The organism is Rhodanobacter sp. Root627, from assembly GCF_001427835.1.
Taxonomy (GTDB): Bacteria; Pseudomonadota; Gammaproteobacteria; order Xanthomonadales; family Rhodanobacteraceae; genus Rhodanobacter; species Rhodanobacter ginsenosidimutans.
This window is the reverse complement of the sequence record NZ_LMGW01000001.1, coordinates 1,438,657-1,465,251: the sequence shown is the minus strand read 5'-3', so window position 1 is coordinate 1,465,251 and position 26,595 is coordinate 1,438,657. Positions and strand designations below refer to the sequence as shown.

General features: G+C 66.0%; 25 protein-coding genes. 19 read left to right on the top strand and 6 right to left on the bottom strand.

The window, feature by feature from the left end:
- Positions 1-37 precede the first annotated feature (37 nt).
- Positions 38-1,378: an acetate kinase gene (locus ASD68_RS06840; protein WP_056604785.1), complete on the top strand. Its 1,341-nt coding sequence runs from the start codon at positions 38-40 to the stop codon at positions 1,376-1,378.
- Here the strand turns inward: ASD68_RS06840 and ASD68_RS06835 are convergent.
- Positions 1,375-2,082 (bottom strand): TerC family protein, encoded by a 708-nt coding sequence (locus tag ASD68_RS06835; protein ID WP_056080442.1) that lies wholly within the window; start codon positions 2,080-2,082, stop codon positions 1,375-1,377. The genes ASD68_RS06840 and ASD68_RS06835 overlap by 4 nt on opposite strands.
- Positions 2,083-2,348: 266 nt before the next feature.
- Between ASD68_RS06835 and ASD68_RS06830 the strand changes: the two genes are divergently transcribed.
- From ASD68_RS06830 to ASD68_RS06820, 3 genes are all read left to right on the top strand, one after another.
- Complete coding sequence (locus ASD68_RS06830) at positions 2,349-3,800, top strand: bifunctional 2-methylcitrate dehydratase/aconitate hydratase (protein WP_056080440.1); 1,452 nt, start codon at positions 2,349-2,351, stop codon at positions 3,798-3,800.
- Positions 3,801-3,984: 184 nt separating this feature from the next.
- A complete protein-coding gene (locus ASD68_RS06825; protein ID WP_056604781.1) occupies positions 3,985-5,103 on the top strand; it encodes an OmpA family protein in 1,119 nt (372 codons plus the stop codon).
- Positions 5,104-5,226: 123 nt separating this feature from the next.
- Positions 5,227-6,000 (top strand): pseudouridine synthase, encoded by a 774-nt coding sequence (locus tag ASD68_RS06820; protein WP_056604779.1) that lies wholly within the window; start codon positions 5,227-5,229, stop codon positions 5,998-6,000.
- 24 nt (positions 6,001-6,024) lie between these two features.
- On the opposite strand, the gene ASD68_RS06815 is transcribed toward ASD68_RS06820, so the two are convergent.
- Positions 6,025-8,169 (bottom strand): EAL domain-containing protein, encoded by a 2,145-nt coding sequence (locus ASD68_RS06815; protein WP_056080431.1) that lies wholly within the window; start codon positions 8,167-8,169, stop codon positions 6,025-6,027.
- Positions 8,170-8,468: 299 nt separating this feature from the next.
- On the opposite strand from ASD68_RS06815, the gene ASD68_RS16575 reads away from it, so the two are divergent.
- Together ASD68_RS16575 and ASD68_RS06810 are read left to right on the top strand one after the other, a co-directional pair.
- Positions 8,469-8,669, top strand: a complete 201-nt coding sequence (locus ASD68_RS16575; protein WP_082545974.1) for an oxidoreductase-like domain-containing protein — start codon at positions 8,469-8,471, stop codon at positions 8,667-8,669.
- A gap of 83 nt (positions 8,670-8,752) precedes the next feature.
- On the top strand, positions 8,753-9,436 hold the full coding sequence (locus tag ASD68_RS06810; protein ID WP_056080428.1) for an ion channel: 684 nt from the start codon (positions 8,753-8,755) through the stop codon (positions 9,434-9,436).
- Between the two features lie 24 nt (positions 9,437-9,460).
- On the opposite strand, the gene ASD68_RS06805 is transcribed toward ASD68_RS06810, so the two are convergent.
- Positions 9,461-10,447, bottom strand: coding sequence for an HDOD domain-containing protein (locus ASD68_RS06805; protein WP_235578651.1), 987 nt, complete (start codon positions 10,445-10,447; stop codon positions 9,461-9,463).
- A 513-nt stretch (positions 10,448-10,960) separates the two neighbouring features.
- Positions 10,961-11,683 carry an rRNA pseudouridine synthase gene (locus tag ASD68_RS06800; protein WP_056604773.1) on the bottom strand — a complete coding sequence of 241 codons (723 nt, stop codon included), beginning with the start codon at positions 11,681-11,683 and terminating at the stop codon, positions 10,961-10,963.
- Between the two features lie 131 nt (positions 11,684-11,814).
- Here ASD68_RS06800 and ASD68_RS06795 point away from each other — a divergent pair, with 131 nt between their 5' ends.
- The gene (locus ASD68_RS06795) at positions 11,815-12,801 is read left to right on the top strand and encodes an LLM class flavin-dependent oxidoreductase (protein WP_056604768.1); all 987 of its coding nucleotides are present in this window, start codon (positions 11,815-11,817) and stop codon (positions 12,799-12,801) included.
- Between the two features lie 58 nt (positions 12,802-12,859).
- A complete protein-coding gene (locus ASD68_RS06790; protein WP_056080414.1) occupies positions 12,860-13,717 on the top strand; it encodes a PA4780 family RIO1-like protein kinase in 858 nt (285 codons plus the stop codon).
- Between the two features lie 121 nt (positions 13,718-13,838).
- Here the strand turns inward: ASD68_RS06790 and ASD68_RS06785 are convergent, their stop codons facing one another.
- Both ASD68_RS06785 and ASD68_RS06780 read right to left on the bottom strand, forming a co-directional pair.
- A complete protein-coding gene (locus ASD68_RS06785) occupies positions 13,839-14,273 on the bottom strand; it encodes an FKBP-type peptidyl-prolyl cis-trans isomerase (RefSeq protein ID WP_056080411.1) in 435 nt (144 codons plus the stop codon).
- Between the two features lie 24 nt (positions 14,274-14,297).
- Complete coding sequence (locus ASD68_RS06780) at positions 14,298-14,855, bottom strand: YaeQ family protein (RefSeq protein ID WP_056080408.1); 558 nt, start codon at positions 14,853-14,855, stop codon at positions 14,298-14,300.
- 59 nt (positions 14,856-14,914) lie between these two features.
- On the opposite strand from ASD68_RS06780, the gene ASD68_RS06775 reads away from it, so the two are divergent.
- From ASD68_RS06775 to ASD68_RS06725, 11 genes are all read left to right on the top strand, one after another.
- Complete coding sequence (locus ASD68_RS06775) at positions 14,915-15,829, top strand: pseudouridine synthase (protein ID WP_056605258.1); 915 nt, start codon at positions 14,915-14,917, stop codon at positions 15,827-15,829.
- Positions 15,830-15,880: 51 nt separating this feature from the next.
- Positions 15,881-17,884 carry an oligopeptide transporter, OPT family gene (locus tag ASD68_RS06770; protein WP_056604765.1) on the top strand — a complete coding sequence of 668 codons (2,004 nt, stop codon included), beginning with the start codon at positions 15,881-15,883 and terminating at the stop codon, positions 17,882-17,884.
- A 149-nt stretch (positions 17,885-18,033) separates the two neighbouring features.
- On the top strand, positions 18,034-19,104 hold the full coding sequence (locus ASD68_RS06765; RefSeq protein WP_056604762.1) for a class I SAM-dependent methyltransferase: 1,071 nt from the start codon (positions 18,034-18,036) through the stop codon (positions 19,102-19,104).
- Between the two features lie 13 nt (positions 19,105-19,117).
- Positions 19,118-19,831, top strand: coding sequence for a pseudouridine synthase (locus ASD68_RS06760; RefSeq protein ID WP_056604758.1), 714 nt, complete (start codon positions 19,118-19,120; stop codon positions 19,829-19,831).
- A gap of 9 nt (positions 19,832-19,840) precedes the next feature.
- Entirely contained in the window at positions 19,841-20,800 is a 960-nt protein-coding gene (gene miaA, locus ASD68_RS06755) for a tRNA (adenosine(37)-N6)-dimethylallyltransferase MiaA (RefSeq protein WP_056604754.1), read from the top strand.
- 148 nt (positions 20,801-20,948) lie between these two features.
- Positions 20,949-21,242 (top strand): RNA chaperone Hfq, encoded by a 294-nt coding sequence (gene hfq / locus ASD68_RS06750; RefSeq protein WP_056604752.1) that lies wholly within the window; start codon positions 20,949-20,951, stop codon positions 21,240-21,242.
- A 58-nt stretch (positions 21,243-21,300) separates the two neighbouring features.
- Positions 21,301-22,599, top strand: a complete 1,299-nt coding sequence (hflX, locus tag ASD68_RS06745; RefSeq protein ID WP_056080387.1) for a ribosome rescue GTPase HflX — start codon at positions 21,301-21,303, stop codon at positions 22,597-22,599.
- A 228-nt stretch (positions 22,600-22,827) separates the two neighbouring features.
- Positions 22,828-23,904, top strand: a complete 1,077-nt coding sequence (hflK, locus tag ASD68_RS06740; RefSeq protein ID WP_056080384.1) for an FtsH protease activity modulator HflK — start codon at positions 22,828-22,830, stop codon at positions 23,902-23,904.
- The gene (hflC, locus tag ASD68_RS06735; protein ID WP_007081727.1) at positions 23,901-24,770 is read left to right on the top strand and encodes a protease modulator HflC; all 870 of its coding nucleotides are present in this window, start codon (positions 23,901-23,903) and stop codon (positions 24,768-24,770) included. Before hflK ends, hflC begins: the two co-directional genes overlap by 4 nt.
- 9 nt (positions 24,771-24,779) lie before the next feature.
- The gene (locus ASD68_RS06730; protein ID WP_056080380.1) at positions 24,780-24,962 is read left to right on the top strand and encodes a DUF2065 domain-containing protein; all 183 of its coding nucleotides are present in this window, start codon (positions 24,780-24,782) and stop codon (positions 24,960-24,962) included.
- A gap of 80 nt (positions 24,963-25,042) precedes the next feature.
- Positions 25,043-26,335, top strand: a complete 1,293-nt coding sequence (locus ASD68_RS06725; protein WP_056081068.1) for an adenylosuccinate synthase — start codon at positions 25,043-25,045, stop codon at positions 26,333-26,335.
- Positions 26,336-26,595 lie beyond the last annotated feature (260 nt).

The following is a 26,595-nucleotide window of genomic DNA, read 5'->3' as shown; positions in this document are numbered from 1 at the left end:
GCTTCGCACGTGCTTTTTGGGCTCACGAGGAAAGGGCATGGCAGGGAAATCGTCGCGAAGCAAATATGCCGCCGGTTGCGTCGGCTTGCTCTGTCTCGGGATGGCGCATGCCCAGCAACCGGCATCGTCCACCGCCGATGGGCTGCCCGCCGCCATCAGGCAGAACGTGATCCAGCAGGGTGAGCGGCTGGATGCCATGCGCAGCCAGCTGGCCGCCCAGATGGCGCAGATCGAACAGCTCAAGCGCGCGCTGGCGGCACAGGAGGCGGATTACCGCACGTTGCGCCACGAGATGGGTATGGACAGCGGTGACAAGTCTGCGGGCACCGCAAATACGGCTGCCACATCCGGCGTGGCGACAACTGGAACGGCCGTCGCCGCGGCATCGCAACCGGTTGGCCGCGCGCCCGTGCGCGAACCGGGGCCGCCCGCGGTGGCGCCCATCTTCGAGCAGCCCGGGGTGCTAACGCCGCGCGGCAAATTCGTGATCGAACCGTCGTACCAGTTCGGCTATTCCTCGGCCGACCGGGTCGACCTGATCGGCTACACGGTGATCCCCGCCGTGCTGATCGGCTTGATCGATGCGCGCCAGGTCAGGACCACCACGCAGACCGGCGCGCTGGCGTTGCGTTACGGGCTCACCAACCGGATGGAACTGGAGCTGCGGGTGCCGTACCTGCACAGCCATACCGACACGACCAGCCGCGAGATATTCACCGGCAGCGCGGAGGATCGCGTGTTCACCTCCAGCGGGCACGGCCTGGGCGACATCGAGGCGACCGCGCGCTATCAGATGAATGACGGTGGCGCCGACAAACCCTATTTCGTGGGCTGGCTGCGTTTCAAATCGCGCACCGGTCGCGATCCGTTCGATGTCACCACCGATTGCGTCAACCGCTGCATCCAGAACGTCACCGGCACCGGCATGCCGCTGCAACTGCCGACGGGCTCGGGTTTCTATTCATTGCAGCCGGGCGTGACCTGGCTGTATCCGTCCGACCCGGTGGTGTTTTTCGGCAACCTCAGTTACCTGCACAACTTTGCCCGCCATGGCGTTAGCCGCCGCGTGCTGGGTGGGGACAGGGAGTCGCTGGGCACGATCGAGGTGGGTGACGTGGTGGATCTCAGCCTGGGCATGGGCTTTGCGCTGAACGACAAGGCGTCCATCAGCCTGGGCTATGACCAGAGTTTCGTGGGCCTGACCAGGCAGAACGGCAAGACGGTGGCGGGGTCGGCGAAGACGGTGCTGGGCACCTTGCTGGTCGGCGGTTCCTATCGCCTCAGCGACCGGCGCACGCTGAACGTGGCGCTTGGCGTCGGCATTACCCGCGACACGCCCGACGCCACCGTAACCGTGCGCCTGCCCACCACGTACTAGCCGTGGGTGGCGACCTTCGATGCGGACGCGGATCGTGCCGCCCGCCGCCGTTGCGCCAGCCAGCCGCCCACGCAAACCGCGCCAACCAGCAGCACGTCCAGCGCGTATTGCGCCCAGCCGTGGGCAGCAAACCAGCCCGCCAGCCAGTGGTCGTGCCCGATCATGCGCGCGGCGGTGAACGCAATGGCGCCAGCACCCACGTACATGATGATCGGGAAGCGCTCGATCAGTTTCAGGATCAGGGTCGAACCCCATACCACCAGTGGCACGCTGATCAGCAGGCCGATGATCACCAGGCCCAGGTGGCCGCGTGACGCACCGGCGATCGCCAGCACGTTGTCCAGCCCCATCAGCGCGTCGGCCACGATGATCGTGCGCAAGGCGCTCCAGAACGTGCGGCCTGCCTTGATCTCGTGGCTCTCATCGCCGTCGTGGCGCAGCAGGTTCCAGGCGATCGGCAACAGCAGCGCGCCGCCGACCAGCATCAGGCCTGGCAACTTCAGCAGGTAGACCACCACCGCGGTCAGGGCGAAACGTACGGCGACGGCGCCGAAGGTGCCCCAGAACACCGCTTTCTTCTGCAACTCCTTGGGCAGGCGGCTGGCGGCCATCGCGATGACGATGGCGTTGTCGCCCGCCAGCACGAGGTCGAGCAGCACGATGGCCAGCAGGCCGGAGAAGAAATCAGGGGTGAAAAAATCCATAGGACAATCCATGCGCGGCGGACAATGCAGCGGGTACGGACGCGCGCGGCCCGTAGCCACCGCAAAAGTCTCGTTCGCAACGTGGCTGCCGCGATGACCGGAGCGAAGCGTCGCTCGTGTTGACGATCACCGCACCGATGCGGGAAGCCGCGCCGGGAACTACTCCCTTTTGGGAGCGGCCATTGTCCCCATGTGCCCCCCGCGTGGCAAGCGGTCGACGGGTGCTCAGGCTAAAATGGTGGTTTCCGATTTAGCGAGAAGACCCCATGAGTGCGCCCGACGTCCGCTCCGCCATCCGTCCCGATCCCGATCAGCCGATGGTCGACATCGCCGACTACGTGATCGACTACCGCATCGACTCGACCGAGGCCTACGACACCGCCCGCTACGTCCTGCTCGATTCGCTGGGCACGGCGATGCTGGCGATGAAATTTCCCGAATGCGTGAAGCATCTCGGCCCGCTGGTGCCCGGCGCCAGCTTGCCCGGCGGCGCACGCGTGCCCGGTACCAGCCACGAACTGGATCCGGTGCAGGCGGCGTTCGCGATCGGCACGCAGATTCGCTGGCTGGATTTCAACGACACCTGGCTGGCGGCGGAGTGGGGCCATCCTTCCGACAATCTGGGTGCGATCCTGGCGGTGGCCGACTACCTCAGCCGCCAGGCGGTGCGTGAGGGCGGCCAGCCGCTGACCGTGCGCGACGTGCTGGGTTATGCCATCAAGGCGCACGAGATCCAGGGCGGTTATGCGCTGCTCAACAGCTTCAACCGGGTGGGGCAGGACCATGTGATCCTGGTGCGGCTGGCGTCCACCGCAGTGGCTGCGGCGATGCTGGGCGGCAACAAGGACCAGGTGGTCGCGGCGGTCTCGCACAGCTGGATCGACAACGGCGCGCTGCGTACCTACCGGCACGCGCCCAACACCGGCCCGCGCAAGAGCTGGGCCGCCGGCGATGCCTGCCGCCGCGCGGTAACCCACGCGATCAACGCGGTGCATCGCGGCGTGGTGGGTTATCCGTCGGCGTTGAGCGCGAAGACCTGGGGCTACTACGACGTGGCGTTCAACGGCAAGCCGTTCGAGTTCGAGCGCCCGTTCGGCAGCTACGTGATGGAAAACGTGCTGCTGAAGATCAGTTACCCCGCCGAGTTCCACGCACAGACGGCGGTGGAGTGCGCCATGCAGCTGCACGCACAGGTTGCCGGCCGGTTGGACGATATTGACCGGATCGTGATCGAAACCCAGGAGGCGGGCTGCCGCATCATCGACAAGACCGGCCCGCTGGCGAACTACGCCGATCGCGATCATTGCATCCAGTACATGGTGGCCGTGCCGCTGATCTTCGGGCGACTGGTGGCCAGCGACTACAGCGACGACGTGGCCGCCGACCCGCGGATCGATGCGCTGCGCAACAAGATGACGGTGAGCGAGAACCCGCAGTTCACCCGTGATTACTTCGACCCGGCCAAGCGCTACATCGGCAATGCCGTGCAGGTGTTCTTCAAGGATGGCAGCAGCACGGAGAAAGTCTCCGTCGATTTCCCGATCGGCCATCGCCGCCGCCGTGCCGAAGGCATCCCGGTGCTGCTGAGGAAGTTTGAATCCGCCCTGCGCGGGCATCTGCCCGAGCACCGGGTGAATGCCATCCTGGCGGCAACCGGTGACGCGGCCGCCCTGGATAAAATGCCGATTCAGGACTTCCTCGGTCTATTCACACTGTAAAGACGACATAAGCGGAAAATGAACGAGCCGTCGCGGAAGCGGTCGGGTATGTTTATTTTTTGCTAAAGTTCGCGTCGAACGTGGCACGGCGAATCGGTGAAAGAGCCGTTGTCATTGGCCATTCGTTCGATCCCCGTATTTATGTTGTCAAGCGGACGAAAAATCCCACACAAGGAGACACCCGATGAAACGTAAGGGCTTGTATTTTCTGATTGCGCTGGCTTTGGGCGGCGTTGGCGCCGTACACGCGCAGGACACCACGGGCGCCGTTGATACCGCCTCTTCGTCCACCGCGGCGGCCGACTATGATGGTCGCTGGTACATTGCCCCGACCGTTGGTGGCTATTACAACGACACCGACCGCAATACCAACAGCCGCCAGGTTTATTACGGTCTGGGTGTCGGCCGCTTCATCTCGCCGAATGCGTCCATCGACATTTTCATTGACCGCACCAAGCGCGACGTCGATGGCGGCGGCAACTGGGCCAACAACACGGTCGGCGCAGCCGTTCGTTTCTACGCTGGCGCCTGGGATTCGTGGCGTCCGTACGTGCTGGCCGGCGTCATGGGCAGCTACCACCAGAACGCGGGCGACAAGGGCTGGTCGCCGGCTGCCGAACTGGGCGGCGGTTTGTCCAAGACCATCACCGACAGCTCCGATGTCCGCATCGAAGCCGGCTACCGCTACGACTGGGATGACAAGTCCCAGCCGGCCGAAGACGGCTATGGTGACTGGTTCCTGGGCTTCAGCATCGTTTCGCGCTTTGGCGAACCGGCCGCGGCTCCGGCCCCGGTTGAAGCACCGGCCCCGGTGGCTGACTGCTCCACCATGGACAGCGACAACGACGGCGTGAACGACTGCGAAGACAAGTGCCCGGCGACCACGGCCGGCACCATCGTCGGCCCCGACGGTTGCGCGCAGAAGGTCGTCATCGACCTGCGTGGCGTGAACTTCAAGTTCGATCGCCCGAAGAAGAACGAGACCGATATCTCCGGCGCGCTGGCTGAGCCGAGCTCCGATTCGATCGCCGTTCTGAACCAGGCCGTCGACACCCTGCAGCGTTACCCGCAGGTGCACGTCACCGTCGCCGGCTACACCGACTCGGTGGGTACGGATGCCTACAACCAGAGCCTGTCGGAGCGTCGCGCCTCGATCGTCTACAACTACCTGACCAGCCATGGCATCGATGCCAGCCGTCTGGAAGGCCCGATCGGCCACGGCGAAACCAACCCGATCGGTGACAACGAGACCGATGCCGGCCGCGCGCAGAACCGTCGCACGGAACTGCAGGTTCAGCAGTAATCGAACCGTGGCAGTAAATGCCGGGCTCCATTCGGAGTCCGGTGAATGAAAAAACCCGGCTTCGGCCGGGTTTTTTTGTCTTCACGGTCGGCGTTTGCGGCATGTATTCGTTACGCTATCGCGATGCGTTCCCCCATTTCCGGCAACACCCGCACCAGCGTAAAGGCTGCCACTCCACGTCACGGCCTTGCGCGGGTATTGTCGAAGGCCGGCGTTTGTTCGCGCAGCCAGGCGGAACAATGGATTCGCGACGGTCGGGTCAGCGTGGCCGGGCGCGTGGTCAGCGATCCGCACTTTCCCATCCGGCCGGACGGCCCGCCGATCACGGTCGACGGCAAGCCGCTGGCATCGGCGGAAAAAGTCCATGTGATGTTCAACAAGCCGCGCGGCCTGGTGGTGAGCGCGTCCGACGAGCACGGCCGCGACACGGTCTACACGGCACTGGCCGCCGCCGGCTTGCCCTGGCTGGGCCCGGTGGGGCGCCTGGACAAGGCCAGCGAGGGATTGCTGTTGCTGAGCAATGACACGACGTGGGCGGCCGGCATTACGGATCCGGTCACCCATCTCGACAAGACGTATCACGTGCAGGTGGCGGGCCAGCCGGATGCGGCTGCCCTGGCCGCCATGCATGCCGGGATCGCGGACGGCGATGAGTGGCTGAAAGTGCGTCACGCCAGCGTGCTGCGGCAGGGTGAAAAGAACGCCTGGCTGGAGGTGATGCTGGATGAGGGCCGCAATCGCCACATACGCCGTCTGCTGGCGGCGCTGGGGTTTGACGTGCTGCGGCTGATCCGCGTGGCGATCGGCTCGCTGCCGTTGGGCGATCTGCCGAAGAACCAGTGGCGTCGCCTGAGCGACACCGAAGTGGCGATGTTGGACCGGCGGCGTGCGAAGTAAACGGGCAGGCGCGCGTCCGGGCTTCTAGGTGATCGTGCTTTTTTCGCTGGCGGTGGTTTTGCGCGCGGCCAGCCAGCGCAGGTAGTCCGCTTCGGGGAGTGGACGGCAGATCAGGTAACCCTGCAGCGTGTCGCAACCCATGGCGCCCAGCCGCGCGCGTTGTTGTTCCGTTTCCACGCCTTCGGCGATGGTGGCCATGCCCAGGCGGCGGCCGATGTCCACGATGAATCCCGCCAACGGGTCGGGAACCGATGGCTGCAACGCGCTGACGAAGGAGCGGTCGATCTTCAATTCATCCAACGGCAATTGCTGCAGATAGGCCAGCGATGAATAGCCGGTGCCGAAATCGTCCATCGCCAGCCGGAAGCCGATGTTCGAGAGTGCATGCAGGGTGGCCAGCGCCGCCTCGAAATCGTTCAGCAGCGCGCTTTCCGTAAGCTCCAGCGTCAGCCACTCCGGGTCGATGCCGGCAGTTACCACGATGGCCTGGATGTGTTCGACGAACTGGGGGTGGGCAATCTGCCAGGGGCTGACGTTCACGGCCAGGCGGCCGCCGAAATCCACGCCCTGGCTGCGCCAGGTCTGGATATGCGCGCAGGCGCGCGTGATCACCCAACTGCCAAGCGCGTGGATCAGGCCGGTTTCCTCGGCCACCGGAATGAAGACGTCTGGCGGTACGTCGCCCAGTTCCGGGTGGCGCCAGCGCAGCAGCGCTTCGGCGCCCATCAGTTTGCCGCTCATGCTCACTTGCGGCTGGAAATGCAGCGACAGCTCGTTGCGCTCCAGCGCGGTGCGCAGGCCGCGCTCCAGTTCCAGGCGGTTGTCCGCATCCCGTTGCATATGCGGCAGAAACAGTCGCGCGCCGTTGCGCCCTGCAGCCTTGGCGCGGTACAGCGCGATGTCGGCGCAGCGCACGATGTCGGCTGCTTCGGCATCGCCGTTGGGGAAAACCGCGACGCCGATGCTGGCACCGATGGCCAGGATGCGGCTGTCGATCGGCAGCGGAACGGAAAGCCGTTCCACCATGCTTTCGGCCACGTCCATGGCGAGTGCGGCGGTGGCGTCCGCATCCATGGCTTCGTGCGATCCGGCATCCAGCAGCACCAGGAACTCGTCGCCCCCGAGCCTGGCCACGGTGGATTCGCCGGGCGCTACCGCAAGCAGGCAATCGGCGATGGCCTCCAGCACGCGGTCACCGACGTGGTGGCCCAGCGAGTCGTTGATGGTCTTGAAGTTGTCCAGGTCGATCATCAGCACGGCGCCATGCCGGCCGGACTGGTTGGCGTCGGCGAGCATTTCGGCCAGTGAATGCAGCGCGCGCGAACGATTGGGCAAGCCCGTCAACGGATCGTGGTAGGCGATGTGGCGCAGGTCCAGCTCGGCTTCGCGCCGCGTCTCCGCTTCGGCGCGCAGTTCAAGCGTGGTCTGTTCCAACTGCAGCGTGCGGGCGCGCAACTGGCTGGCCAGCGAAACGCCCATCAGCAACACAAACGGCAGGAACGCGAAGGCGTCCAGATAGGGGTAGGGCTGGTCGAAAATATCGATCACGATATCGCCCCAGAGCATGGCGGTGAATTGCACCAGCAGGCAAATGCCCAACAGCAGCCCGGGCCGCGCCTGGCCACCGCGGTAAAACCGCCACGAACGCAGCAGCGCCCAGAGGAAAACCACGTAGGTCAGGATGTGGAAGGCGTGGCTGGCGACGGATGGCTGCACCTTCAGCGTGAACAGGGATTCCCCCCATGGAAGCACCATCGGAGCACCGGCGCTGAGACTGGCATGCAGTCCGTAAGGTGCTCGCAGGTCGAACCAGAAGAAGCCTGTCGCGACCATCAGGATCACGCCGAAGGTGAAGCGACTTACGGGTTTTCGGGTGTAGGTGCTGACAAAAACGATGAAGGCCGGGAACGAGAAAATCGATGAGGCGTACATGAGCCGCAGCGCGAGCGTGGCTTGCGCCAGCGTCGTGGCGCAGTCCAGCAGCACGTTGGAGAGGGCGAGGGCGGCGATGCAGATGCACAACACCGCATACGCCTGGTACATCAGTTCACGCTGATGGCGCAGGCCGATAACCAGAAACTGCATGCCCGACGACAGCGCCACGGCTGCCGTTGCCAGCAAGGCGGCCGTGAAATAGCCGAAGCTCGGTTGGCTTGCAATTTCATGCATGCGCGGTTTTCCCCTGGCGTGCGCCTGCTCGGGTCTACGGCGCGCAACGCACGGAGAACGATAGCCTATTGCAGCACCGGTGCCCACTGAGGTGCGGCCGGAGATGAACAGTTCCCGCTGCGACGGAGCGACGCATGGGTCGAAATGCTTATGGACGTCTCTTTTCTTTCATTCCGCCTGCCAGCGCTGGATCGGACAGCCGGCGGCCTTTTGCCCCAGGGAGCTCCAAGCGCCATCGATAGTGCCGGTGAAACGCGCGAATATGCGAGCATCAAACGTTCCATCGATGGGCTGAAACCATGACGCACGATCCGGCAGGCCCGAGCGATCCACCCCCGATTCCGCCCGTTGCGCCGGACCCGGGCGATTGCTGTGGCGAAGGCTGCGTCCGCTGTGTCCATGACGTATACGAGGCGTCGCTCGAACGCTACCGTATGTTGCTGGAGGCGTGGCAGGCGCGGCATCCCGACGATGGGGATGGTCGTGGCCCATCGTGTTGAATATCGGCAACGCCGTCTTCGAAACGGCCTTTGGAGCAAAAGGGTGACGCATGCGAACGAGTGACGGCGATACCGTGTGGAGCATGCGTCGTTTGCGGTGGCTCGCCATCCTCATCCGTCATCCGTCCGCGGCACTGCTGCTGGTGCAGCTGGCCGGGTTGCTGCTGTATCCGTTCATCGAGCAGACGCGTGCGGCACGCGCGCTGTTCGGCGCCTTCGGCGTGGTGGTGTTGATACTGGCTATTTCGATGGTGCAGCGGACCCGCGGCCGGGGCTGGATCAGCGTGGCCATCGCCGTGCCCGCGGTCGTGTGCAACGCGATGGGTTTGATGCTGGACATGCCGGCACTGAAACCGTGGTGGGCCGCGCTGGAGGCACTGTTCTACTTCTATGCGGCCGGTTGCCTGATCGCCTACATGCTGGCCGATCGCCGCGCCACCACCGACGAGATGTTCGCCGCCGGCGCCACTTTCACCCTGCTTGTATGGGGCTTCACCTACCTGTTCGTGCTCTGCCAGGTATTGCAGCCGGGCTGCTTTGCCGCCGCGGTCAATCCGGCCGCTCCGCGCAGTTGGACCGAACTGCTGTTTCTGAGCTTTGCCCTGATGTCGAGCACCGGCATCGGTGACGTCATACCCATCACCGTGCATGCGCGCGCATTGGCCTGCCTGGAGATGTTCGTGGGCGTGATGTATATCGCGTTGGTGGTATCGCGACTGATCGGACTGAGCGTCAGCCGGGAGGACGAGCGCGAACTCCACCGCTGACGGTCACGCCGAATGACGCGGCTCTCAGATCGACTTCTCGGCCGCGGGGAAATGGCGGCGCAGGTCCTGCTGGCAACGCGCCAGCAGCGCCGGCGCAAAGGCATCGGGCCAGCTGTGGCTGAGGTCCACGTCGCGATCCAGTCGCTCGTGTTCACCCAGCAATTGCGCCATCGCCAGGCCATCGGCGGCGGCCAGCGTCTTGCCCAGCGGCGAACTGGTGGCGACTGACTTGCCGGGCTGGCGATCGGCCATCGCCTCGACCACGCGCGGCGGCAGCTCCCAGTGTTGCGCTGCCTGCAGCGACAGCCGCGCCGCCAGTGCGCTGCAGCTGGCAATGAACTCCGCCGAGGGCGATGTGAGGGCGGAATCCTGCGCCAGCTGGTCGAGCAGGCGCACCACCGCGCCGGTACCGGTGTGGCAGATGGTGCCGACCAGGTAGGCTTCGAACGTATCGCCGCCGTTGTGCCGGGCCAGCCATGCGCACGCGTGCGAGCAGCGCTCGGCGTGATCCCACAGGCGCTCGCCGGCAGCCTGGCCGAAACTGCCGGCATTGGCCTGCAGGATGGGTTTCATCACGTATTGCGTAAGCACCCGGCGCAAGCCGTCCTGGCCCAGCAGGACCACTGCCTGCTGCAGGCTGCTGATCGGCTGGGCGGAGCGGTAATACGAGCTGCTGGTGACCCGCATGACCTCGCCCACCATCAGCGGATCGCGGCCCACGAGTTTGGCGAGCTGGCCACCGGCCGCGTTGTCGTTTTTCAGCGTGCGCAGCAGTTGCGGCAGCACGCTGGGCAGGCGCGGCAGGCTGCGCATGTCGAAGCGCGTGCTGAGCAGGTCCAGGCGTTTGAGCATGGCCTGCTCGGCAGCACTGGGTTCTCCCGCCTCGCTGGGCGGCAGATCGAGTACGAAACGGTGAAAGCGGTCTTCGATTTCAGTCAGCGGGAAGTCCGGCTCCACCACCACGTCATCGTCGGGAATCCGCGCGGACGCCCGCACGGGTCCGGTCGCCATGGGTCGCACGCGACCCGCAACCGGCTTCTGGCCGCGAAACAAACGCTGCCAAAGATTCCCCATGCAAACGTCCCTTTTCGAGAAAACGCAAGCGTCCCACAACTTGCGGAGATAACGGCAGGGCGACGGAAAAATTGAGTACTCCGATCGTCCGCTGCGGTGCCTGGCGCAGCCGGCCGTGGTGAGCCGGCTGCCTGCGATGGTGCGGGTTTGCTGCCCGGATTTCAGCCCTGGTTACTGGCTTTTCTTCTTTTCCTGCTTGGCCGCCCTTTTTTCCTTCATGGTCTTGGCCGGCTTTTTCTTCTCGGTTTTCTTTGAATCCATGCCCTTGCTCATGTCGAACTCCGCACTGTGGAAGGTTGGACGGGAGCGGCAGCGCCGATCCGGGCGCCGGCGGAAACTTCGAGCGCGGCGCGATCGGAGTTTAGGGGTGGGCGCAGTGGAAGCCAAGCCGGTGCCGCTTGGCGTTTTCGAAGCGGTCGTGGCGATGATGCCGATCGCCTCGCGCCGCTGTCAGATGCGCTCGTGCGGCGCCAGGTAGCGCCACTCGCCGGGCGGCAGGCGGCTCAGTGAAATACGGCCCACGCGCAACCGTTTCATCGCCACCACCTTCAGGCCCACCGCGTTGCACATCGGTTCGATCTGGCTCGGTTGCAGGCCCTTGAACGCGAAGCGCAGGCGGTGTTCGCTTTGCCAGCTGACCTTGATCGGCGGCATCGCGTAGTTGTTGAAGCGCAGGCCATGGTTGAGCAGCGCCAGGCCGTTCTCGATCAGCTCGCCATCCACATCGACCACGAACTCCTGCTCGATCCGGCTGGCGTCCTCGGTGAGCTTGCGCGCCACGCGCCAGTCCTGGGTGAAAAACAGCAGGCCGCTGGCCTTGGTCGGCAACGACAGGGGCGCCGTGAGGCGGGACATGTGCCGCTTCAGCGGCCGCACGCCGGAAGCGTCGTCGGCGCTGCGCGTTGCCGGCGTGACCAGTGTGGCGGCGCCGCCCGGTCCCGGCCCGGCGTCGATGCCGGCCGGTTTGTTGAGCACCAGCGTGACCGCTTCCAGCGGCGCCAGCCGGGCGGCGGGGTCGATCACCACCGTCTGTGTGTCCACCATGAACTGCGGCTCTTCCACCACCACGCCGTCCACCCGCACCCAGCCGCCTTCGATGAATTGCTCCGCCTCGCGGCGCGAGCAACCCGCCAGGGCGACGACCCGTTTGGCAAGGCGGACAGGTTCGGTCATGGGAAGGGCCAGCGCAGGGGGATCCACCATTGTAGGCATCCGTGGGCAACCGCACGAAAATAAACCGCCGCGGTGGCATTCCCGGTGCGCGCCCCCAGATTGGAAACCTCCACCATGGCGGACGTCCCCACATGATCCCTTTCTCGATACTCGACCTGGCGCCGGTTACCGAAGGCAGCGATGCCGCGCAGGCGTTCCGCAACACGCTGGATCTGGCGCAGCTGGCCGAGCGGCTCGGCTACCGCCGCTACTGGCTGGCCGAGCACCACAACATGCCCGGCATCGCCAGTGCGGCGACGGCGGTGTTGATCGGACACGTGGCCGGCGGCACCTCGACCATCCGCGTGGGCGCCGGCGGCATCATGCTGCCGAACCATGCGCCGCTGCAGGTGGCCGAGCAGTTCGGCACGCTGGCGTCGCTGTATCCGGGCCGCATCGACCTGGGGCTGGGCCGCGCGCCGGGCACCGACCAGCCCACCGCGAAAGCCTTGCGCCGCTATTTCGACAGCGCCGATGCGTTTCCGCAGGACGTGATGGAACTGCTCGGCTATTTCGAACCCGCCACGCCCGGCCAGCCGGTGCGCGCGGTGCCTGGCGCCGGCATCGACGTGCCGGTGTGGCTGCTGGGTTCCAGCCTGTTCAGCGCCAAGTTGTCGGCGGCGTTGGGCCTGCCGTTCGCGTTCGCCTCGCATTTCGCGCCCGATGCGATGGACGAGGCGCTGGCGCTGTACCGTCGCGATTTCCGGCCGTCGGCGCGGCTGCAACAGCCGTACGCCATGCTGGGCCTGAACGTGGTGGCGGCCGACAGCGATGCCGAGGCGCGGCGGCTGTTCACCACCCAGCAACAAAGTTTCATCAATCTGCGTCGCGGCCGGCCGGGGCTGATCCCGCCGCCGATCGACGACATCGAGACCTACTGGTCGCCGGTGGAGAAGATCGGCGTGGAGCGCGCGCTGGCCTGCGCGGTGGTGGGCGACGAGGCGACCGTGCGGCAAGGCATCGACGCATTCATCGAGCGGCATCGGCCGGACGAGGTGCTGATCACCGCGAACGTGTTCGACCACGCCGCCCGCCGGCGCTCGTTCGAGATCGCCGCCGTGTGCGCGTCGAACAAATAGCAACATCCGATCGGCCATAATCGCGACCTTTCCACGACGACTTGAAGCTTTCCAACGCATGAAGACACCCCAGGGCCTGCAGACATTGATCGAGGAAGGCGTGATCGACCAGGTGCTCCGCCCGCTCAAGAGCGGCAAGGAGGCCTCCGTTTACGTGGTGCGCTGCGGCGATGAAACGCGTTGCGCCAAGGTCTACAAGGACATGGGGCAGCGCAGTTTCCAGGCGCGCGTGCAATACCAGGAGGGCCGCAAGGTGCGCGGCAGCCGCCAGGCGCGCGCGATCGGCAAGGCCAGCAAGTTCGGCCGCAAGGAGATGGAGGAGAACTGGAAGAACGCCGAGGTCGACGCGCTGTACCAGCTCACCGCCGCCGGCGTGCGGGTGCCGCGGCCGTTCGGTTATTTCAGCGGCGTGCTGGTGATGGAGCTGGTCACCGACGCGGACGGTTATTCGGCACCGCGACTGGGCGAGGTGGAATTGTCGGCCGACACGGCGCGCGACTACCACCGCTTCCTGATGCAACAGGTGGCGCGCATGCTGTGCATCGGCCTGATCCACGGCGACCTGTCCGAATACAACGTGCTGGTGGGCCCGGAGGGTCCGGTGATCATCGACCTGCCGCAGGTGGTCAGCGCGTCGGGCAACAACGCGGCGCGCGCCATGCTGCGCCGTGACGTGGGCAACATCACCATCAGCCTGTCGCGCTTTGCGCCGGAATTGCTGGACACGTACTACGGCGAGGAGATGTGGGCGTTGTACGAGCTGGGCGAACTGCACCCCGACACCGAGTTGACCGGCCAGTTCGAATTCGACGAAAGCATCGCCGACGTGGACAGCGTGATGCAGTCGATCATCGATGCGCGCGAAGAGGCGATCATCCGCCAGCAGGGGCGGGAGGCTGCGGCGCAGGAGGATTGAATGGAGGGTGGAACCGGTGGCTCTTGTAGGAGCGACTTCAGTCGCGATGCTCTTGCTCTTCCGAATCCCGAATCCCGAATCCCTTTCAAGAGCATCGCGACTGAAGTCGCTCCTACAGGTGTCAGTGCTTGCTGACGTCGATCAATTCCACATCGAACACCAGTGACGCATTCGGCGGGATGTCGCCGCCGGCGCCTTGGGCGCCGTAACCGAGCGCGGCGGGGATCAGCAAGGTGCGCTTGCCACCCACGCGCATGCCGGCCACGCCCTGATCCCAGCCTTCGATGACGCGGCCGGCGCCCAGCTGGAAATTGAACGGCGTGCCGTGGTCGCGTGAGCTGTCGAATTTCGTACCGTGCTTGTCGGTGGCGGTGTCGTCGTACAGCCAGCCGGTGTAGTGCACCAACACGTCCATGCCGGCCTTCGCCTCGGCGCCGCTGCCGACGGTGTGGTCGATGGTGGTGAGCTTGTCCACGTGGCCGTGGGTGCGGACCTGGGGCGAGCCGCCGCAGGCGGCGAGGGTGAAGACGGTGAGCAGGGGCAGCAACCAGCGCATGGATATCTCCGGAAAAGGTGAGGGTTATTTCGACGCGTCCGTGGCGAGCATGCGCTTCACCGGGTCCACGGCCACCGCGTCGGTGTCGTTCATCAATTGCAGCTGGCCATCCTGGATCAGGCACTGCAGCCGCATGCCCCGCTGCAACAGCGCAACCAGTTCGGTCACGGTCGCGGCGGGAATGTCGAGCACGGTGAGGTTCCTGTTGCGCGCCAGCGCGGAGCCGACCTTGCTCCACCAGATCTCCGCGGCGTTGCCGCCGTAACTGATCACCACCACCTGGCGCGAGCGGCCGCAGGCCTTGCGGATGCGGCTTTCGTCGGGCTGGCCCAGCTCGATCCACAGTTCGATCTCGTCGGTGTACGCCTTGCGCCACAGTGCCGGTTCGTCCTCGTCGCTGAGGCCCTTGCCGAACTCCAGCCGGTCGTCCGCGTACAGCGCGAACGCCAGCAGCCGCACCATCAGGCGCTCCTCGGTTTCCGAGGGGTGCCGCGCCAGGGTCAGCGCGTGGGTGGCGTAGTAATGCCGATCCATGTCGCTGATCTGCAGTTCGACTTTGTAGATGGTGGAGTTGAGCGCCATGAGCCAGCCTTGAGACAACAGCCGGCCATTCTACGCGCTGGCTCTAGACTGCGGTGCTGATGATTGATGCCTTCCATGATCCCCACGCCAGCACCGTGCACCTGCCTGCCGGCGAATGGGCCACGGTGCTGGACGCGCTGTGCGCGCATTTCCCCAGTGTGAGCCTTGCGCAATGGCTGGACCGGATCGAGCGCGGGCGTGTGCTGGATGCGCAGGGGAAGGCGATCACGCCGCAAACGCCATACCGCGCGGGGCTGCGCATCCACTATTACCGCGAGGTGGCGCAGGAGGTGCCGATTCCCGGCGTCGAAACCGTGCTGCATGTCGATGCGCATCTGGTGGTGGCGGACAAGCCGCACTACCTGCCGGTGACGCCGGCGGGCGGCTTCGTGGAGCAGACCTTGCTGCGGCGACTGATCCGTCGGCTGGACAATCCGGACCTGGTGCCGCTGCACCGGATCGATCGGGCCACGGCGGGGCTGGTGCTTTTCTCGGCCAACCCGGCCAGCCGCGCGGCGTACCAGGCGCTGTTCCGCGAACGGCGCATCGACAAGCTTTATCACGCGCTGGCGCCGGGTTTGCCGCAGCTGTCATTTCCGCAGCATCGCCGTTCGCGCATCGTGGCGGGCGAGCCGTTTTTCCGCATGCGCGAGGTCGAGGGCGAACCCAACAGCGAGACGTTGATCGAGGTGATCGAGCGCGGGGTCGATATCTGGCGCTATGCGCTGCGACCGGTCACCGGCAAGAAGCACCAGTTGCGCCTGCACATGGCCGCGTTGGGCGCGCCGATCCTGCACGATACGTTGTATCCCGAACTTGCGCCCGCGGCCGATGACGACCATCGCCGCCCGCTGCAATTGCTGGCGCGCAACCTGGCGTTCGACGACCCGCTGTCGGGCGAGCGGCGCCACTTCCAGAGCGGGCTGGAGCTTGCGTGGCCAGTGCCAGAAGTTGGTTCCGCCGACGCGCGGTAAGCGACCATTCCGCGTTATCGTTGCGCGCACTATTGGCGCGGGAGAGCCGTCGTGAATGCACAACCCCTGTCCGGCGCCACGCCGCGCACCGAGCTCACCGTACGCGGCCTGATCATCGGCATCGTGATCACCTTGGTATTCACCGCGGCCAATGTGTTTTTCGGACTCAAGGCGGGATTGACCTTCGCCACCTCGATTCCCGCGGCGGTGATCTCGATGGCGATCCTGCGCGCGTTCAAGAATTCCACGATGCAGGAAAACAACATCGTGCAGACGGTGGCCTCGTCGGCGGGCACGCTGTCGGCGATCATCTTCGTGCTGCCCGGGCTGGTGATGATCGGCTGGTGGAACGGCTTTCCGTTCTGGATCACCTTCGGCATCTGCGCCACCGGCGGCATCCTGGGCGTGATGTACACGATCCCGCTGCGCCGCGCGCTGGTGACCGATTCCGACCTGCCGTATCCCGAGGGCGTGGCCTGCGCCGAGGTGCTGAAGGTGGGCGGTGGCGACGATGCGGCTGCCACGTCCGAGGAAAGCAGCCGCGCCGGCTTGCTGGCCGTGGCCGCCGGCACCGTGGTGTCGGCAGTGTTTGCGGTGGTGGTGGCGACCCGCGTTTTCGCCGGCAACGTGGCGCAGTATTTCCGTTTCGGCGATCGCGGCGGCGCCACCGGTTACGACTTCGCGCTGTCGTTCGCGCTGCTGGCGGTGGGTCATCTGGTGGGCTTGTGGGTGGGCCTGGCGATGTTGCTGGGCGCGGTGATCGCGTGGGGCTGGGCGGTGCCGCATTACACGATGCTGGCGGCGACCGCCGGCGCCGCGGCCGACGTGGCGCAGGCCGCGTGGAGCGCCAAGGTGCGTTTCATCGGCGCCGGCACGATCGGCGTGGCGGCCATCTACACGCTGGCCAAACTGGTGAAGCCGGTGATCAGTGGCCTGACCTCGGCGATGGCCTCGTCGCGGGCGCGCAAGGCGGGCCAGGGATCCACCTTGCCGCGCACCGAACACGACATGCCGATTGGCCTGGTAGGCCTCATCAGCGTGGCCTGCCTGTTGCCGATCGCCTGGTTGCTGGGCGATTTCAGCCTCGCCACCGGGCTTGGCGAGCATTTGTGGCTGCTGGTGATCGGCGGCCTGGTTTTCGTGGTGGTGATGGGCTTTCTGGTCTCGGCGGTGTGCGGTTACATGGCGGGGCTGATCGGCTCGTCCAACAGTCCGCTGTCGGGCGTGGGCATCCTGGTGGTGATCATCGCCGCGCTGCTGCTGATGCTGGGCGTGCAGGCGCAAACCGGCGACGCCGGCAAGGGCATGGTGGCGTTCGCGCTGTTCGCCACCTCGGTGGTGTTCGCTGTGGCCACCATCGCCAACAACAACCTGCAGGACCTGAAAACCGGCCAATTGGTGGATGCCACGCCGTGGAAACAACAGGTGGCGCTGGTGGTGGGCGTGCTGGTGGGCGCGGCGGTGATCCCGCCGGTGCTGGATCTGTTGAACGAAGCGTACGGCTTTGCCGGCATGCCCGGCGTGGATCCCACGCGGGCGCTGGCGGCGCCGCAGGCCGGGTTGATCTCGGCGCTGGCGCAAGGCGTGATCCAGGGCAATATCGACTGGAGCCTGATCGGCCTGGGCGCCGCCATCGGCGTGGCGCTGATCGTGCTGGACGAGATGCTGGGCCGCATGACGCGCACCGCCAGGTTGCCGCCGCTGGCCGTGGGCCTGGGCATCTACTTGCCCAGCTCCACCACGCTGATGATCGTGGTCGGCGCCATCGTGGGCTGGTACTTCGACAAGCGCGCCGACCGCGGCGCCAACCCCGAAGGCACCAAGCAACTGGGCGTGCTGCTGGCCTCGGGCATGATCGTGGGCGAAAGCATCATCGGCGTGGTGATCGCCGCGATCGTGGTGTTCTCCGGCAAGAGCACGCCGCTGGCGCTGGTGGGCGATGATTTCGGCGCCGCCGCGATCTGGATCGGCGGCATCGCCTTCGTGCTGGTCAATGCAGCGCTGTACCGGTGGGTGGCGCGGTTGGGGCGCAACCAGTCCAGCGGAATGGCGTAACGCCGTTATGTGGGAGCGACTTCAGTCGCGATGCTTTTTTGCATTGAGCCTCAAAGCAAGAGCATCGCGACTGAAGTCGCTCCCACACAGGGAAGCGCTTCCCTCGGCCACGTACAATGCGCGCATCAATCGCCTGCTGAAGTAATGACGTGACGGCATCCGGATTCTCCGCGGCCGCGCCCGACACGGCGCTGGCCGCCTTGTTCGTTCCCTTCGAGTTGGGATACTTGCATTTGCCGTCCGACGGCCGCGTGCTGTTCCTGCGTGCGCGGGCCGGCGTGCGCCTGCGCGAGATGGCGCAACCTGCCTGGTTGTGCGAGCAGGGCTTCATGCCGTTCGCCGATGAGCTGGGCCGCTGTGGCCTGCACGTGGGCGAGGCATCCGTGGGTGAGCTTTTTCCGCTGGTGTTGATCCTGCCGCCGCGCCAGCGCGACGAGGCGCGCGCGCTGTTTGCCCGCGCGCTGCAACACACGGCGCCGGGCGGTACCGTGCTCGTCAGCATGCCCAATGCGGAAGGCGCGAAATCCGGCGAGGCCGACCTGGTGAAACTGGCCGGCGCCGTGCAGCATCTTTCCAAGCACAAATGCCGCGTGTTCTGGACCACGCCCACGGCGGACAACGTCGACCGCGATCTGCTGACGCAATGGCTGGCGCTGGATGCACCGCGCGAAACCGACGATGGCTTCGTCAGCCGGCCCGGGCTGTTTGCCTGGAACCGCATCGATCCCGCCTCCGCCTTGCTGGCCGCGCACCTGCCGGCCGACCTGCGTGGGCGGGTGGCCGACCTGGGGGCCGGCTATGGTTATCTGGCCACACAGATCATCGCCCGCTGTCCGCAGGTGTCATCGATCGATCTGTACGAAGCGGAGGCGCGTGCGCTGGAACCGGCGCGGATCAACCTGACGCGTGCGCAACAGGCCAGTGGCCGTGATGTCGAGATTGCGGTGCACTGGCACGATGTCACCCGCGATTTGCCGCGGCGTTACGACGCCATCGTCAGCAATCCGCCGTTCCACCAGGGCCGCGCCGACCTGCCCGAACTGGGCCGCGCCTTCATCACCAGCGCCGCCGACGCGCTGGGGCCGGATGGCCGGCTGTGGCTGGTGGCGAACCGGCACCTGCCGTATGAGGCGATCCTGGCGGCGCGTTTTCATCACGTCACCACGGTGACCACGCAGGACGGTTTCAAAGTGATCGAAGCGAACGGAGTGCGCCAATGAAACGGGTCAAGCCATGAAACTGGTCAAACTCATAGCCAACCTGGGCTACGGCAGCCGCAAGGATGTGACCCAGTTGTTCCGTGCCGGGCGCATCACCGACGCCGATGGCGAGGTGCTGTACGCCGACGACGTGGTGCCACACGAAAACATCCGCGTCGATGACGAACCGCTCGATCCGCCGCCCGGCCTGGTGCTGATGCTCAACAAGCCGCTGGGCGTCACCTGTTCGCGCAAGGACCCGGGCCGGGTGGTGTACGACCTGCTGCCGCCGCGGTTCAACGTGCGCACGCCGGCCTTGTCCAGCGTGGGCCGGCTCGATCGCGATACCACCGGCCTGCTGCTGTTCACCGACGATGGCGCGTTGCTGCACCGGATCATTTCGCCCAAGGCACACGTGGCCAAGGTGTACGAGGCCACGCTGGCGCAGGATCTGCGCGGCGACGAAGGCGTGCTGTTCGCCAGCGGCAACCTGATGCTGGAGTCGGAAAAGGAACCATTGGCACCGGCGCAACTGCAGGTGCTGGGCCCGCGCCATGCGCGGCTCACCGTCACCGAAGGGCGTTACCACCAGGTGCGGCGGATGTTTGCCGCTGCCGGCAACCACGTGGAAACCCTGCAGCGCGTGGCGGTCGGCGCGTTGACGCTGGGCGAGCTGCCGTTGGGCGAATGGCGGGCGCTGGATGCAGACGAGGTGGCCGCCGTTTTCGCGCCGCCGACGTTTGGCTGATTGACTGCCATGCCCATCGACCAGCGCCCCCTCGCCATCTTCCTGATGGGCCCCACCGCCTCGGGCAAGACCGCGCTGGCCTGTGAGTTGAGCGAGCGGTTCCCGCTGGATCTGGTCAGCGTGGATTCCGCACTGGTCTATCGCGGCATGGACATCGGCACGGCCAAGCCCGACGCGGCGACGCTGGCGCGCTACCCGCACGCGTTGGTGGACATCCGCGACCCGGCGCAGCCGTACTCGGCGGCGGATTTCAGCGACGACGCGCTGGTGGCGATGCAGTCGATCAGCGCGCGGGGCAGGGTGCCGCTGCTGGTCGGCGGCACCGGTCTGTATTTCCGGGCCTTGCAACAGGGGCTGTCGGCGTTGCCGCAGGCCGACGCGTCGATCCGGCAGCGGCTCGGTGCCGAGGCGCTGCAACTCGGCTGGCCCGCGCTGCATGCGCGGCTGGCGCAGCTCGATCCGGCGGCGGCCGCGCGTATCGGCAGCAATGACGCGCAGCGGTTGCAGCGGGCGCTGGAGGTGATCGAGCTCAGCGGCCGCCCGCTGTCCGAGTTGCAACAGCGCGGCCACGAAACACCTTTCCCCTGGCGCGTGCTGAAACTGGCGCTGATGCCTCGCGATCGCAGCGTGCTGCACGAACGCATCGCGCGGCGTTTCGACATCATGCTGGCGGACGGTTTTCTGGACGAGGTGCGTGCGCTGCGCGAGCGCGGCGACCTGCATGCCGACCTGCCGGCCATCCGCGCGGTGGGTTACCGCCAGGCGTGGCAGTACCTGGAAGGAAAGATCGACGCAGCCGCCTTCCGCGACCAGGCCATTTTCGCCACCCGCCAGCTGGCGAAACGGCAGATCACCTGGCTGCGCAGCGACCTCGGTGCGCGGTTTTTCGACCCCGACGAATCGGGCTGCACGCTCCGTGCGACCGACGCTGTGCAACTGCTGCTGGACGGTGTCGCCAGGCCTCGCTGAACGTGCTTTTGCCAACCCCTGCTCATTTGCGTCGGCAGGTTGAAAACCACCTTTCATCAAGCATTTGAAAGCGGTTACCATCACCGGAGTTGGGCCGGACGCCGCAGGCGTTTTTTTCCGGACCCGTCCGTCGCCAGGGGAACAAAACATGTCCAAGGGACAATCGCTGCAGGATCCGTTTCTCAATGCATTGCGGCGCGAACGCGTGCCGGTGGCCATCTACCTGGTCAACGGCATCAAGCTGCAGGGTACGGTGGAATCGTTCGACCAGTTCGTGGTGCTGCTGCGCAATCAGGTAAGCCAGATGGTTTACAAGCACGCCATCTCCACCGTGGTACCCAGCCGCAACGTGCGTATCAGCGGTGGCGCGGATGACCACGAGGGCCACACCGACCACGACGCCGCGCCCGCCGCCGGCACGCCGGCCGACGCAGGCGCTTGATTGATGGGGTGTTGGCCCGCATGAAGTAGGTTCGTTTCCGCAAAGGCCCACCCCATTCGTGTTTGATCGACAGAAGAAAGGCGACCGCGCCGTACTGGTCATGCCGCATTCGCGCGGTGAGGGCGACAGCGCCCGCCGTGCCGAGGAATTCGCCGAGCTGGTCAAGTCGGCCGGCGCCGAGGTGCTGGCGGCCATCACCGCCCGTGTCGATGTACCCAGCCCGCGCTTCTACATCGGCAGCGGCAAGGCCGATGAAGTGGCCGAGGCGGTGGCCGCGCTGGAGGCCGACCTGGTGCTGGTGGATCACGAACTGACCCCGGTGCAGGAGCGCAACCTCGAAAAGCAGCTCAAGGTGCGCGTGGTCGACCGCGCCGGGCTGATCCTGGACATCTTCGCCCAGCGCGCCCGCTCGCACGAAGGCAAGCTGGAAGTGGAACTGGCCCAGCTCAAGCACATCGCCACCCGGCTGGTGCGCGGCTGGACCCATCTGGACGCGCAGCGCGGTGGTGCCATCGGCAACCGCGGCCCCGGCGAAACCCAGCTGGAAACCGACCGCCGCCTGCTCAACGAGCGGGTGAAGATTCTCGGCAAGCGGCTGGAGAAAGTGCAGACCCAGCGCACCCAGCAGCGCCGCGCGCGGCTGCGCAACACGGTGCCGCGCGTGGCCTTGGTGGGCTACACCAACGCGGGCAAATCCACGTTGTTCAATGCGCTCACCACCGGCGAGGTCTACGCCGCCGACCAATTGTTCGCCACGCTGGACCCCACCGTGCGCAAGATCGACGGCCTCAGCTGCGGCCCCGCCGTGCTGGCCGACACGGTCGGTTTCATCCGCGAATTGCCGCATGACCTGGTGGCCGCGTTCCGCGCCACCCTGGCCGAGGCGCGCGAGGCCGACCTGCTGTTGCATGTCAGCGACGCCGCCGACGACGAGCGCGAGCCGTTGCATCGGGTGGTCAACAAGGTGCTGCAGGAGATCGACGCCGGCGACCTGCCGCAGTTGCAGGTGATGAACAAGATCGACCTGGCCGGGCTTGAGCCGCGGATCGACCGCGATGGCGACGGGCGCCCGTATCGGGTGTGGCTGTCAGCCGCCACCGGCGCGGGGGTGGAGCTGCTGCACCAGGCGCTGGGCGAGTTGCTGGGTGGCGACCGGGTGCAGTCGTCGCTGCATCTGCCACTGACCGCCGGGCGCCTGCATGCCCGGCTCAAGGCCTCCGGCGCGATTGCCGAGGAAACGGTCGACGAGCACGGCTGGCGCCTGCGAATCGATGCGCCACGCAGCGTGCTGGCGCCATTGGGCGCGGATGCGACCGAGGCCGGCATGCTGCGTGATCTGCTGGCCCCGGCGTCCTAGCGGTGCTCCCCGTTCAAGGCGCCTGGCGGCGCCGGCGTGGCCCGGTCGAGACGGTCGCGGGCAGGGGATCAATGCGTCAGGCTCTGCTAAACTGTCCGGCGTTTGTGCTGCCGCCTGACCGGGTCGGCACATGCCCCCACCGTTATGGCAGACATCATGTGGTTTCCCCTTTCAACGTGTGCTCCGGCCGTGGCTGCCGGCCTCCAGCGGTCCCAAGGAGACTGACTCATGGCGTGGAATGAACCCGGTAAGGGACAACAGGGCGATCCATGGAACCGCAAGCGGCCCTCGGGCGGCGCGCCGAACCTGGACGACCTGCTCAAGCAGCTGAAGAGCCGTTTCGGCAAGTTCGGCAATGGCGCGGGCGGCATCATTACCGTCGTGGTGGTGTTGATCGTGCTCAGCGTGCTGTTCAGCAGCTACACCATCGTCGGTGCGCGCGAGGCAGGCGTGGTGCTGCGCTTCGGCCAGTATTCGCGCACGTTGCCGCCGGGCTTCCACCTGAAGCTGCCGGTGCCGTTCGAGACGATCACCAAGGTTGAAGCCACCCGCATCCGCTCGGTGACCGACAAGGTCGCCATGCTGACCCGCGATGAAAACATCATCACCATCGATTTCACCGTGCAATACCAGGTGGACGATGCCCGCAAATACCTGTTCTCGCTGAACGATCCCGATGGCACCACGGGCGCCGCGGCGGAGGCGGCAGTGCGTTCGGTGATCGGCGGCAGCGACATGGACCAGATATTGTCCGCGGCCGGCGCCAGCCTGGTCAGCGAGGCGCAGGTGGCGTTGCAGAAAACGCTGGACAGCTACAACTCGGGCCTGCGCGTCACCGAGGTGAGCTTCCAGAACGTGGCGCCGCCGAACGAGGTGAAGGATGCCTTCGACGACGTCAACAACGCCCGCGAAGACAAGCAGAGCATCGAGAACGGCGCCCTGGCCTACGCCAGCAAGGTGGTACCGGTGGCACGCGGCGACGCGGCGCGCATCGCGGCCGAGGCGGCCGGCTACAAGGCCGAGCGTATTGCCCGCGCCGAAGGCGACACCGACCGCTTCGACCTGATGCTGAAGCAGTACCAGGCGGCACCGGAGGTCACCCGCAAGCGGTTGTGGCTGGAAACCATGGAACAGGTGATGGCTGACAACCCCAAGGTGATCGACGGCTCCGACGGCCGCAACATCATCAACCTGCCGGCACAACAGGGCGGCACGGCCACTTCGGCCAATGCGGATTCATCCAGCGCGAATGTCGTGGTGCCCGCCGCCAGCAGCAATTCAGCCGACAAGGGAGCGCAGCCATGAGCCGGATAGCCGCAGGCGTCGTCGCGGTGCTGTTGATCCTGCTGGGGCTCAACAGCATGTTCGTGGTTCGCGAAGGGCACAGCGCGCTGCTGCTGCAATTCGGCCGCATCGTGCACACCGATTACCAGCCGGGGCTGCATTTCAAGATCCCGGTGATCCAGCAGGTGATGCATTTCGACAAGCGCATCCTGTCGCTGGACGCGCCGCCGGAGCGTTACTTCACCTCCGAGAAAAAGAGCGTCAACGTCGACTTCTACGTGAAGTGGCGCGTGCTGGACAACGCCGCGTATTACCGCGCCACCGGCGGCGACCAGCTGCAGGCGGCGCAGCGGCTGACCCCGATCGTGAAGGATGCGCTGCGCTTCGAGTTCAACGCCCGCACGCTGCCCGACCTGATCTCCGGCGGCCGCAAGGACATCACCGAGCGCGTGCGTGCGCAAACCGATGCGTCGGCCCGCAAGAACCTCGGCATTGCCGTGGTCGACGTGCGCATCAAGCGCATCGACCTGCCCAACGAGGTCAGCGAATCGGTCTACAAGCGCATGCGTGCCGAGCGCCTGCAACTGGCCAATGAACTGCGTTACACCGGTCAGGAAGCGGCCGAGAAGATCCAGGCCGACGCCGATCGCCAGGGCCAGGTCCTGCGTGCCGATGCAATGCGTGACGCGGCCAAGATTCGTGGTGAGGGCGATGCGCAGGCCGCGGCGATCTACGCCAAGGCCTATGGTCAGGATGCCGAGTTCTTCACCTTCTACCGCAGCCTGGCGGCTTACCGTAAGTCGTTCGAGGACGGCAAGGGCATGCTGATCCTGAAGCCCGACTCGGAGTTCATGCGCTACTTCAACCAGCCTGTACAGAAGCGCTAGGCGGGATCGATGCATCAGCTGGCGGCCGCGCTGTGCCTGGTGCTGGTGCTCGAGGGTCTGCTGCTGTTTGCGGCACCGGCATCCTGGCAGGCGATGATGCGACAGGCGTTGACGTTGTCTCCGCGGACCTTGCGACTGTTCGGCGCGTGCGCCGTCATCATCGGCCTGGTGCTGTTGCGGTGGTTCCATTGAGGTGCATCGCGGGCTAGCCCGGATGCGCGAGTTATTTCCCGGTTCCCGCGTGGAATCAACGCATAGTGAGCGAGAAGATCATGGGCAAGTCAGTCGTAATCCTTGGCGCGCAATGGGGCGACGAAGGCAAGGGCAAGATCGTCGACCTGCTGACCGAGCGGGTCAGCGCGGTGGCGCGTTTCCAGGGTGGCCACAATGCCGGCCACACGCTGGTGATCAAGGGCAAGAAGACCGTGCTGCACCTGATCCCCTCGGGCATCCTGCGCGACGACGCGCTGTGCCTGATCGGCAATGGCGTGGTGCTGTCGCCCGAAGCGCTGATCAGCGAGATCGCGGAGCTGGAAGCCAACGGCGTCGAGGTGCGTTCGCGCGTGAAGATCAGCCCGGCCACGCCGCTGATCATGCCGTACCACATCGCGGTCGATAAGGCGCGCGAGATTGCCGCCGGCGGCAAGGCCATCGGCACCACCGGCCGCGGCATCGGCCCGGCGTACGAAGACAAGGTGGCCCGCCGCAGCGTGCGCGTGGCCGACCTGATGTACCCGCACGAGCTGCCGGCACTGCTGAAGACTGCCGTCGAGTACCACAACTTCATCCTCACCCAGTGGCTGAAGGCCGAACCGGTCGACTACGACACCGTGCTGAAGGACGCGCTGGCCTGGGGCGAATACATCCGTCCGCTGGTCGACGACGTCGCCACCATCCTGCACGACGTGCGCCGTGACGGCGGCAACATCCTGTATGAAGGCGCGCAAGGCGCGCTGCTGGATATCGACCACGGCACCTATCCCTACGTCACCTCGTCCAACACCACCGTGGGTGGCGCGCTGGCCGGCACCGGCGTGGGCGCGGGCGACATCGACTACGTGCTGGGTATCTGCAAGGCCTACGCCACGCGCGTGGGCAGCGGCCCGTTCCCCACCGAGCTCAATGACGAGATGGGCGAGCTGCTGCGCAAGAAGGGCAACGAGTTCGGCGCCAGCACCGGTCGTCCGCGCCGCTGCGGCTGGATCGACCTGGTGGCGTTGAAGCGCGCCGTGCAGATCAACGGCATCAACGGCCTGGCCATCACCAAGCTCGACGTGCTGGACGGCCTGCCCAGCATCAAGGTCTGCGTCGCCTACGAATACCGCGGCAAGCGCCGCGAACTGGCGCCGCTGGACGCGGACGGCTGGGAAGAGTGCAAGCCGGTGTACCTGGAGTTCCCCGGTTGGGAGGAATCCACCGCTGGCATCCGCGACTGGAACAAGCTCCCGGCCGCCGCCCGCGCCTACCTGCGCGCGGTGGAGGAACTCTCCGGCTGCCGCCTGGCCCTGGTGGCCACCGGTGCCGACCGCGACGACACCATCAGCCTGGACGATCCGTTCGCCTGATCACGGCTGATCGCGCGACAGGCGGGTCTTGCGCCGCGAGGCTCAGGACTGACGAACCCCGCGTTGTGGAAACGCGGGGTTTTTCTTTGGGTCGGACGTGCAGGCCGCGGATCACCCATTCCCATGTGATGCGGTGCGGAAGGTTGATCGACATCGCATGTTGATCGAACTCATCGCCGCACCCTGGGAATGGCTTCGTTTTTCCGCCGCGGCGGAGGTGTTCTGGATTCATAAACTAAATGACTGTCAAACTGGACATT

Excerpts from the sequence above, each read along its gene's own strand:
- ASD68_RS06840 (WP_056604785.1), top strand. The coding sequence starts at position 38 with ATGGCAGGGAAATCGTCGCGAAGCAAATATGCCGCCGGTTGCGTCGGC.
- hflK (WP_056080384.1), top strand. The coding sequence starts at position 22,828 with ATGGCGTGGAATGAACCCGGTAAGGGACAACAGGGCGATCCATGGAAC.
- hfq (WP_056604752.1), top strand. The coding sequence starts at position 20,949 with ATGTCCAAGGGACAATCGCTGCAGGATCCGTTTCTCAATGCATTGCGG.
- ASD68_RS06725 (WP_056081068.1), top strand. The coding sequence starts at position 25,043 with ATGGGCAAGTCAGTCGTAATCCTTGGCGCGCAATGGGGCGACGAAGGC.
- miaA (WP_056604754.1), top strand. The coding sequence starts at position 19,841 with ATGCCCATCGACCAGCGCCCCCTCGCCATCTTCCTGATGGGCCCCACC.
- ASD68_RS06835 (WP_056080442.1), bottom strand. The coding sequence starts at position 2,082 with ATGGATTTTTTCACCCCTGATTTCTTCTCCGGCCTGCTGGCCATCGTG.
- hflC (WP_007081727.1), top strand. The coding sequence starts at position 23,901 with ATGAGCCGGATAGCCGCAGGCGTCGTCGCGGTGCTGTTGATCCTGCTG.
- ASD68_RS06775 (WP_056605258.1), top strand. The coding sequence starts at position 14,915 with ATGATTGATGCCTTCCATGATCCCCACGCCAGCACCGTGCACCTGCCT.
- ASD68_RS06815 (WP_056080431.1), bottom strand. The coding sequence starts at position 8,169 with ATGCATGAAATTGCAAGCCAACCGAGCTTCGGCTATTTCACGGCCGCC.
- ASD68_RS06790 (WP_056080414.1), top strand. The coding sequence starts at position 12,860 with ATGAAGACACCCCAGGGCCTGCAGACATTGATCGAGGAAGGCGTGATC.
- ASD68_RS06810 (WP_056080428.1), top strand. The coding sequence starts at position 8,753 with ATGCGTCGTTTGCGGTGGCTCGCCATCCTCATCCGTCATCCGTCCGCG.
- ASD68_RS06760 (WP_056604758.1), top strand. The coding sequence starts at position 19,118 with ATGAAACTGGTCAAACTCATAGCCAACCTGGGCTACGGCAGCCGCAAG.
- ASD68_RS06800 (WP_056604773.1), bottom strand. The coding sequence starts at position 11,683 with ATGACCGAACCTGTCCGCCTTGCCAAACGGGTCGTCGCCCTGGCGGGT.
- ASD68_RS06830 (WP_056080440.1), top strand. The coding sequence starts at position 2,349 with ATGAGTGCGCCCGACGTCCGCTCCGCCATCCGTCCCGATCCCGATCAG.
- ASD68_RS06730 (WP_056080380.1), top strand. The coding sequence starts at position 24,780 with ATGCATCAGCTGGCGGCCGCGCTGTGCCTGGTGCTGGTGCTCGAGGGT.
- ASD68_RS06805 (WP_235578651.1), bottom strand. The coding sequence starts at position 10,447 with ATGGCGACCGGACCCGTGCGGGCGTCCGCGCGGATTCCCGACGATGAC.
- ASD68_RS06780 (WP_056080408.1), bottom strand. The coding sequence starts at position 14,855 with ATGGCGCTCAACTCCACCATCTACAAAGTCGAACTGCAGATCAGCGAC.
- ASD68_RS06795 (WP_056604768.1), top strand. The coding sequence starts at position 11,815 with ATGATCCCTTTCTCGATACTCGACCTGGCGCCGGTTACCGAAGGCAGC.
- ASD68_RS16575 (WP_082545974.1), top strand. The coding sequence starts at position 8,469 with ATGACGCACGATCCGGCAGGCCCGAGCGATCCACCCCCGATTCCGCCC.
- ASD68_RS06785 (WP_056080411.1), bottom strand. The coding sequence starts at position 14,273 with ATGCGCTGGTTGCTGCCCCTGCTCACCGTCTTCACCCTCGCCGCCTGC.
- ASD68_RS06825 (WP_056604781.1), top strand. The coding sequence starts at position 3,985 with ATGAAACGTAAGGGCTTGTATTTTCTGATTGCGCTGGCTTTGGGCGGC.
- ASD68_RS06820 (WP_056604779.1), top strand. The coding sequence starts at position 5,227 with ATGCGTTCCCCCATTTCCGGCAACACCCGCACCAGCGTAAAGGCTGCC.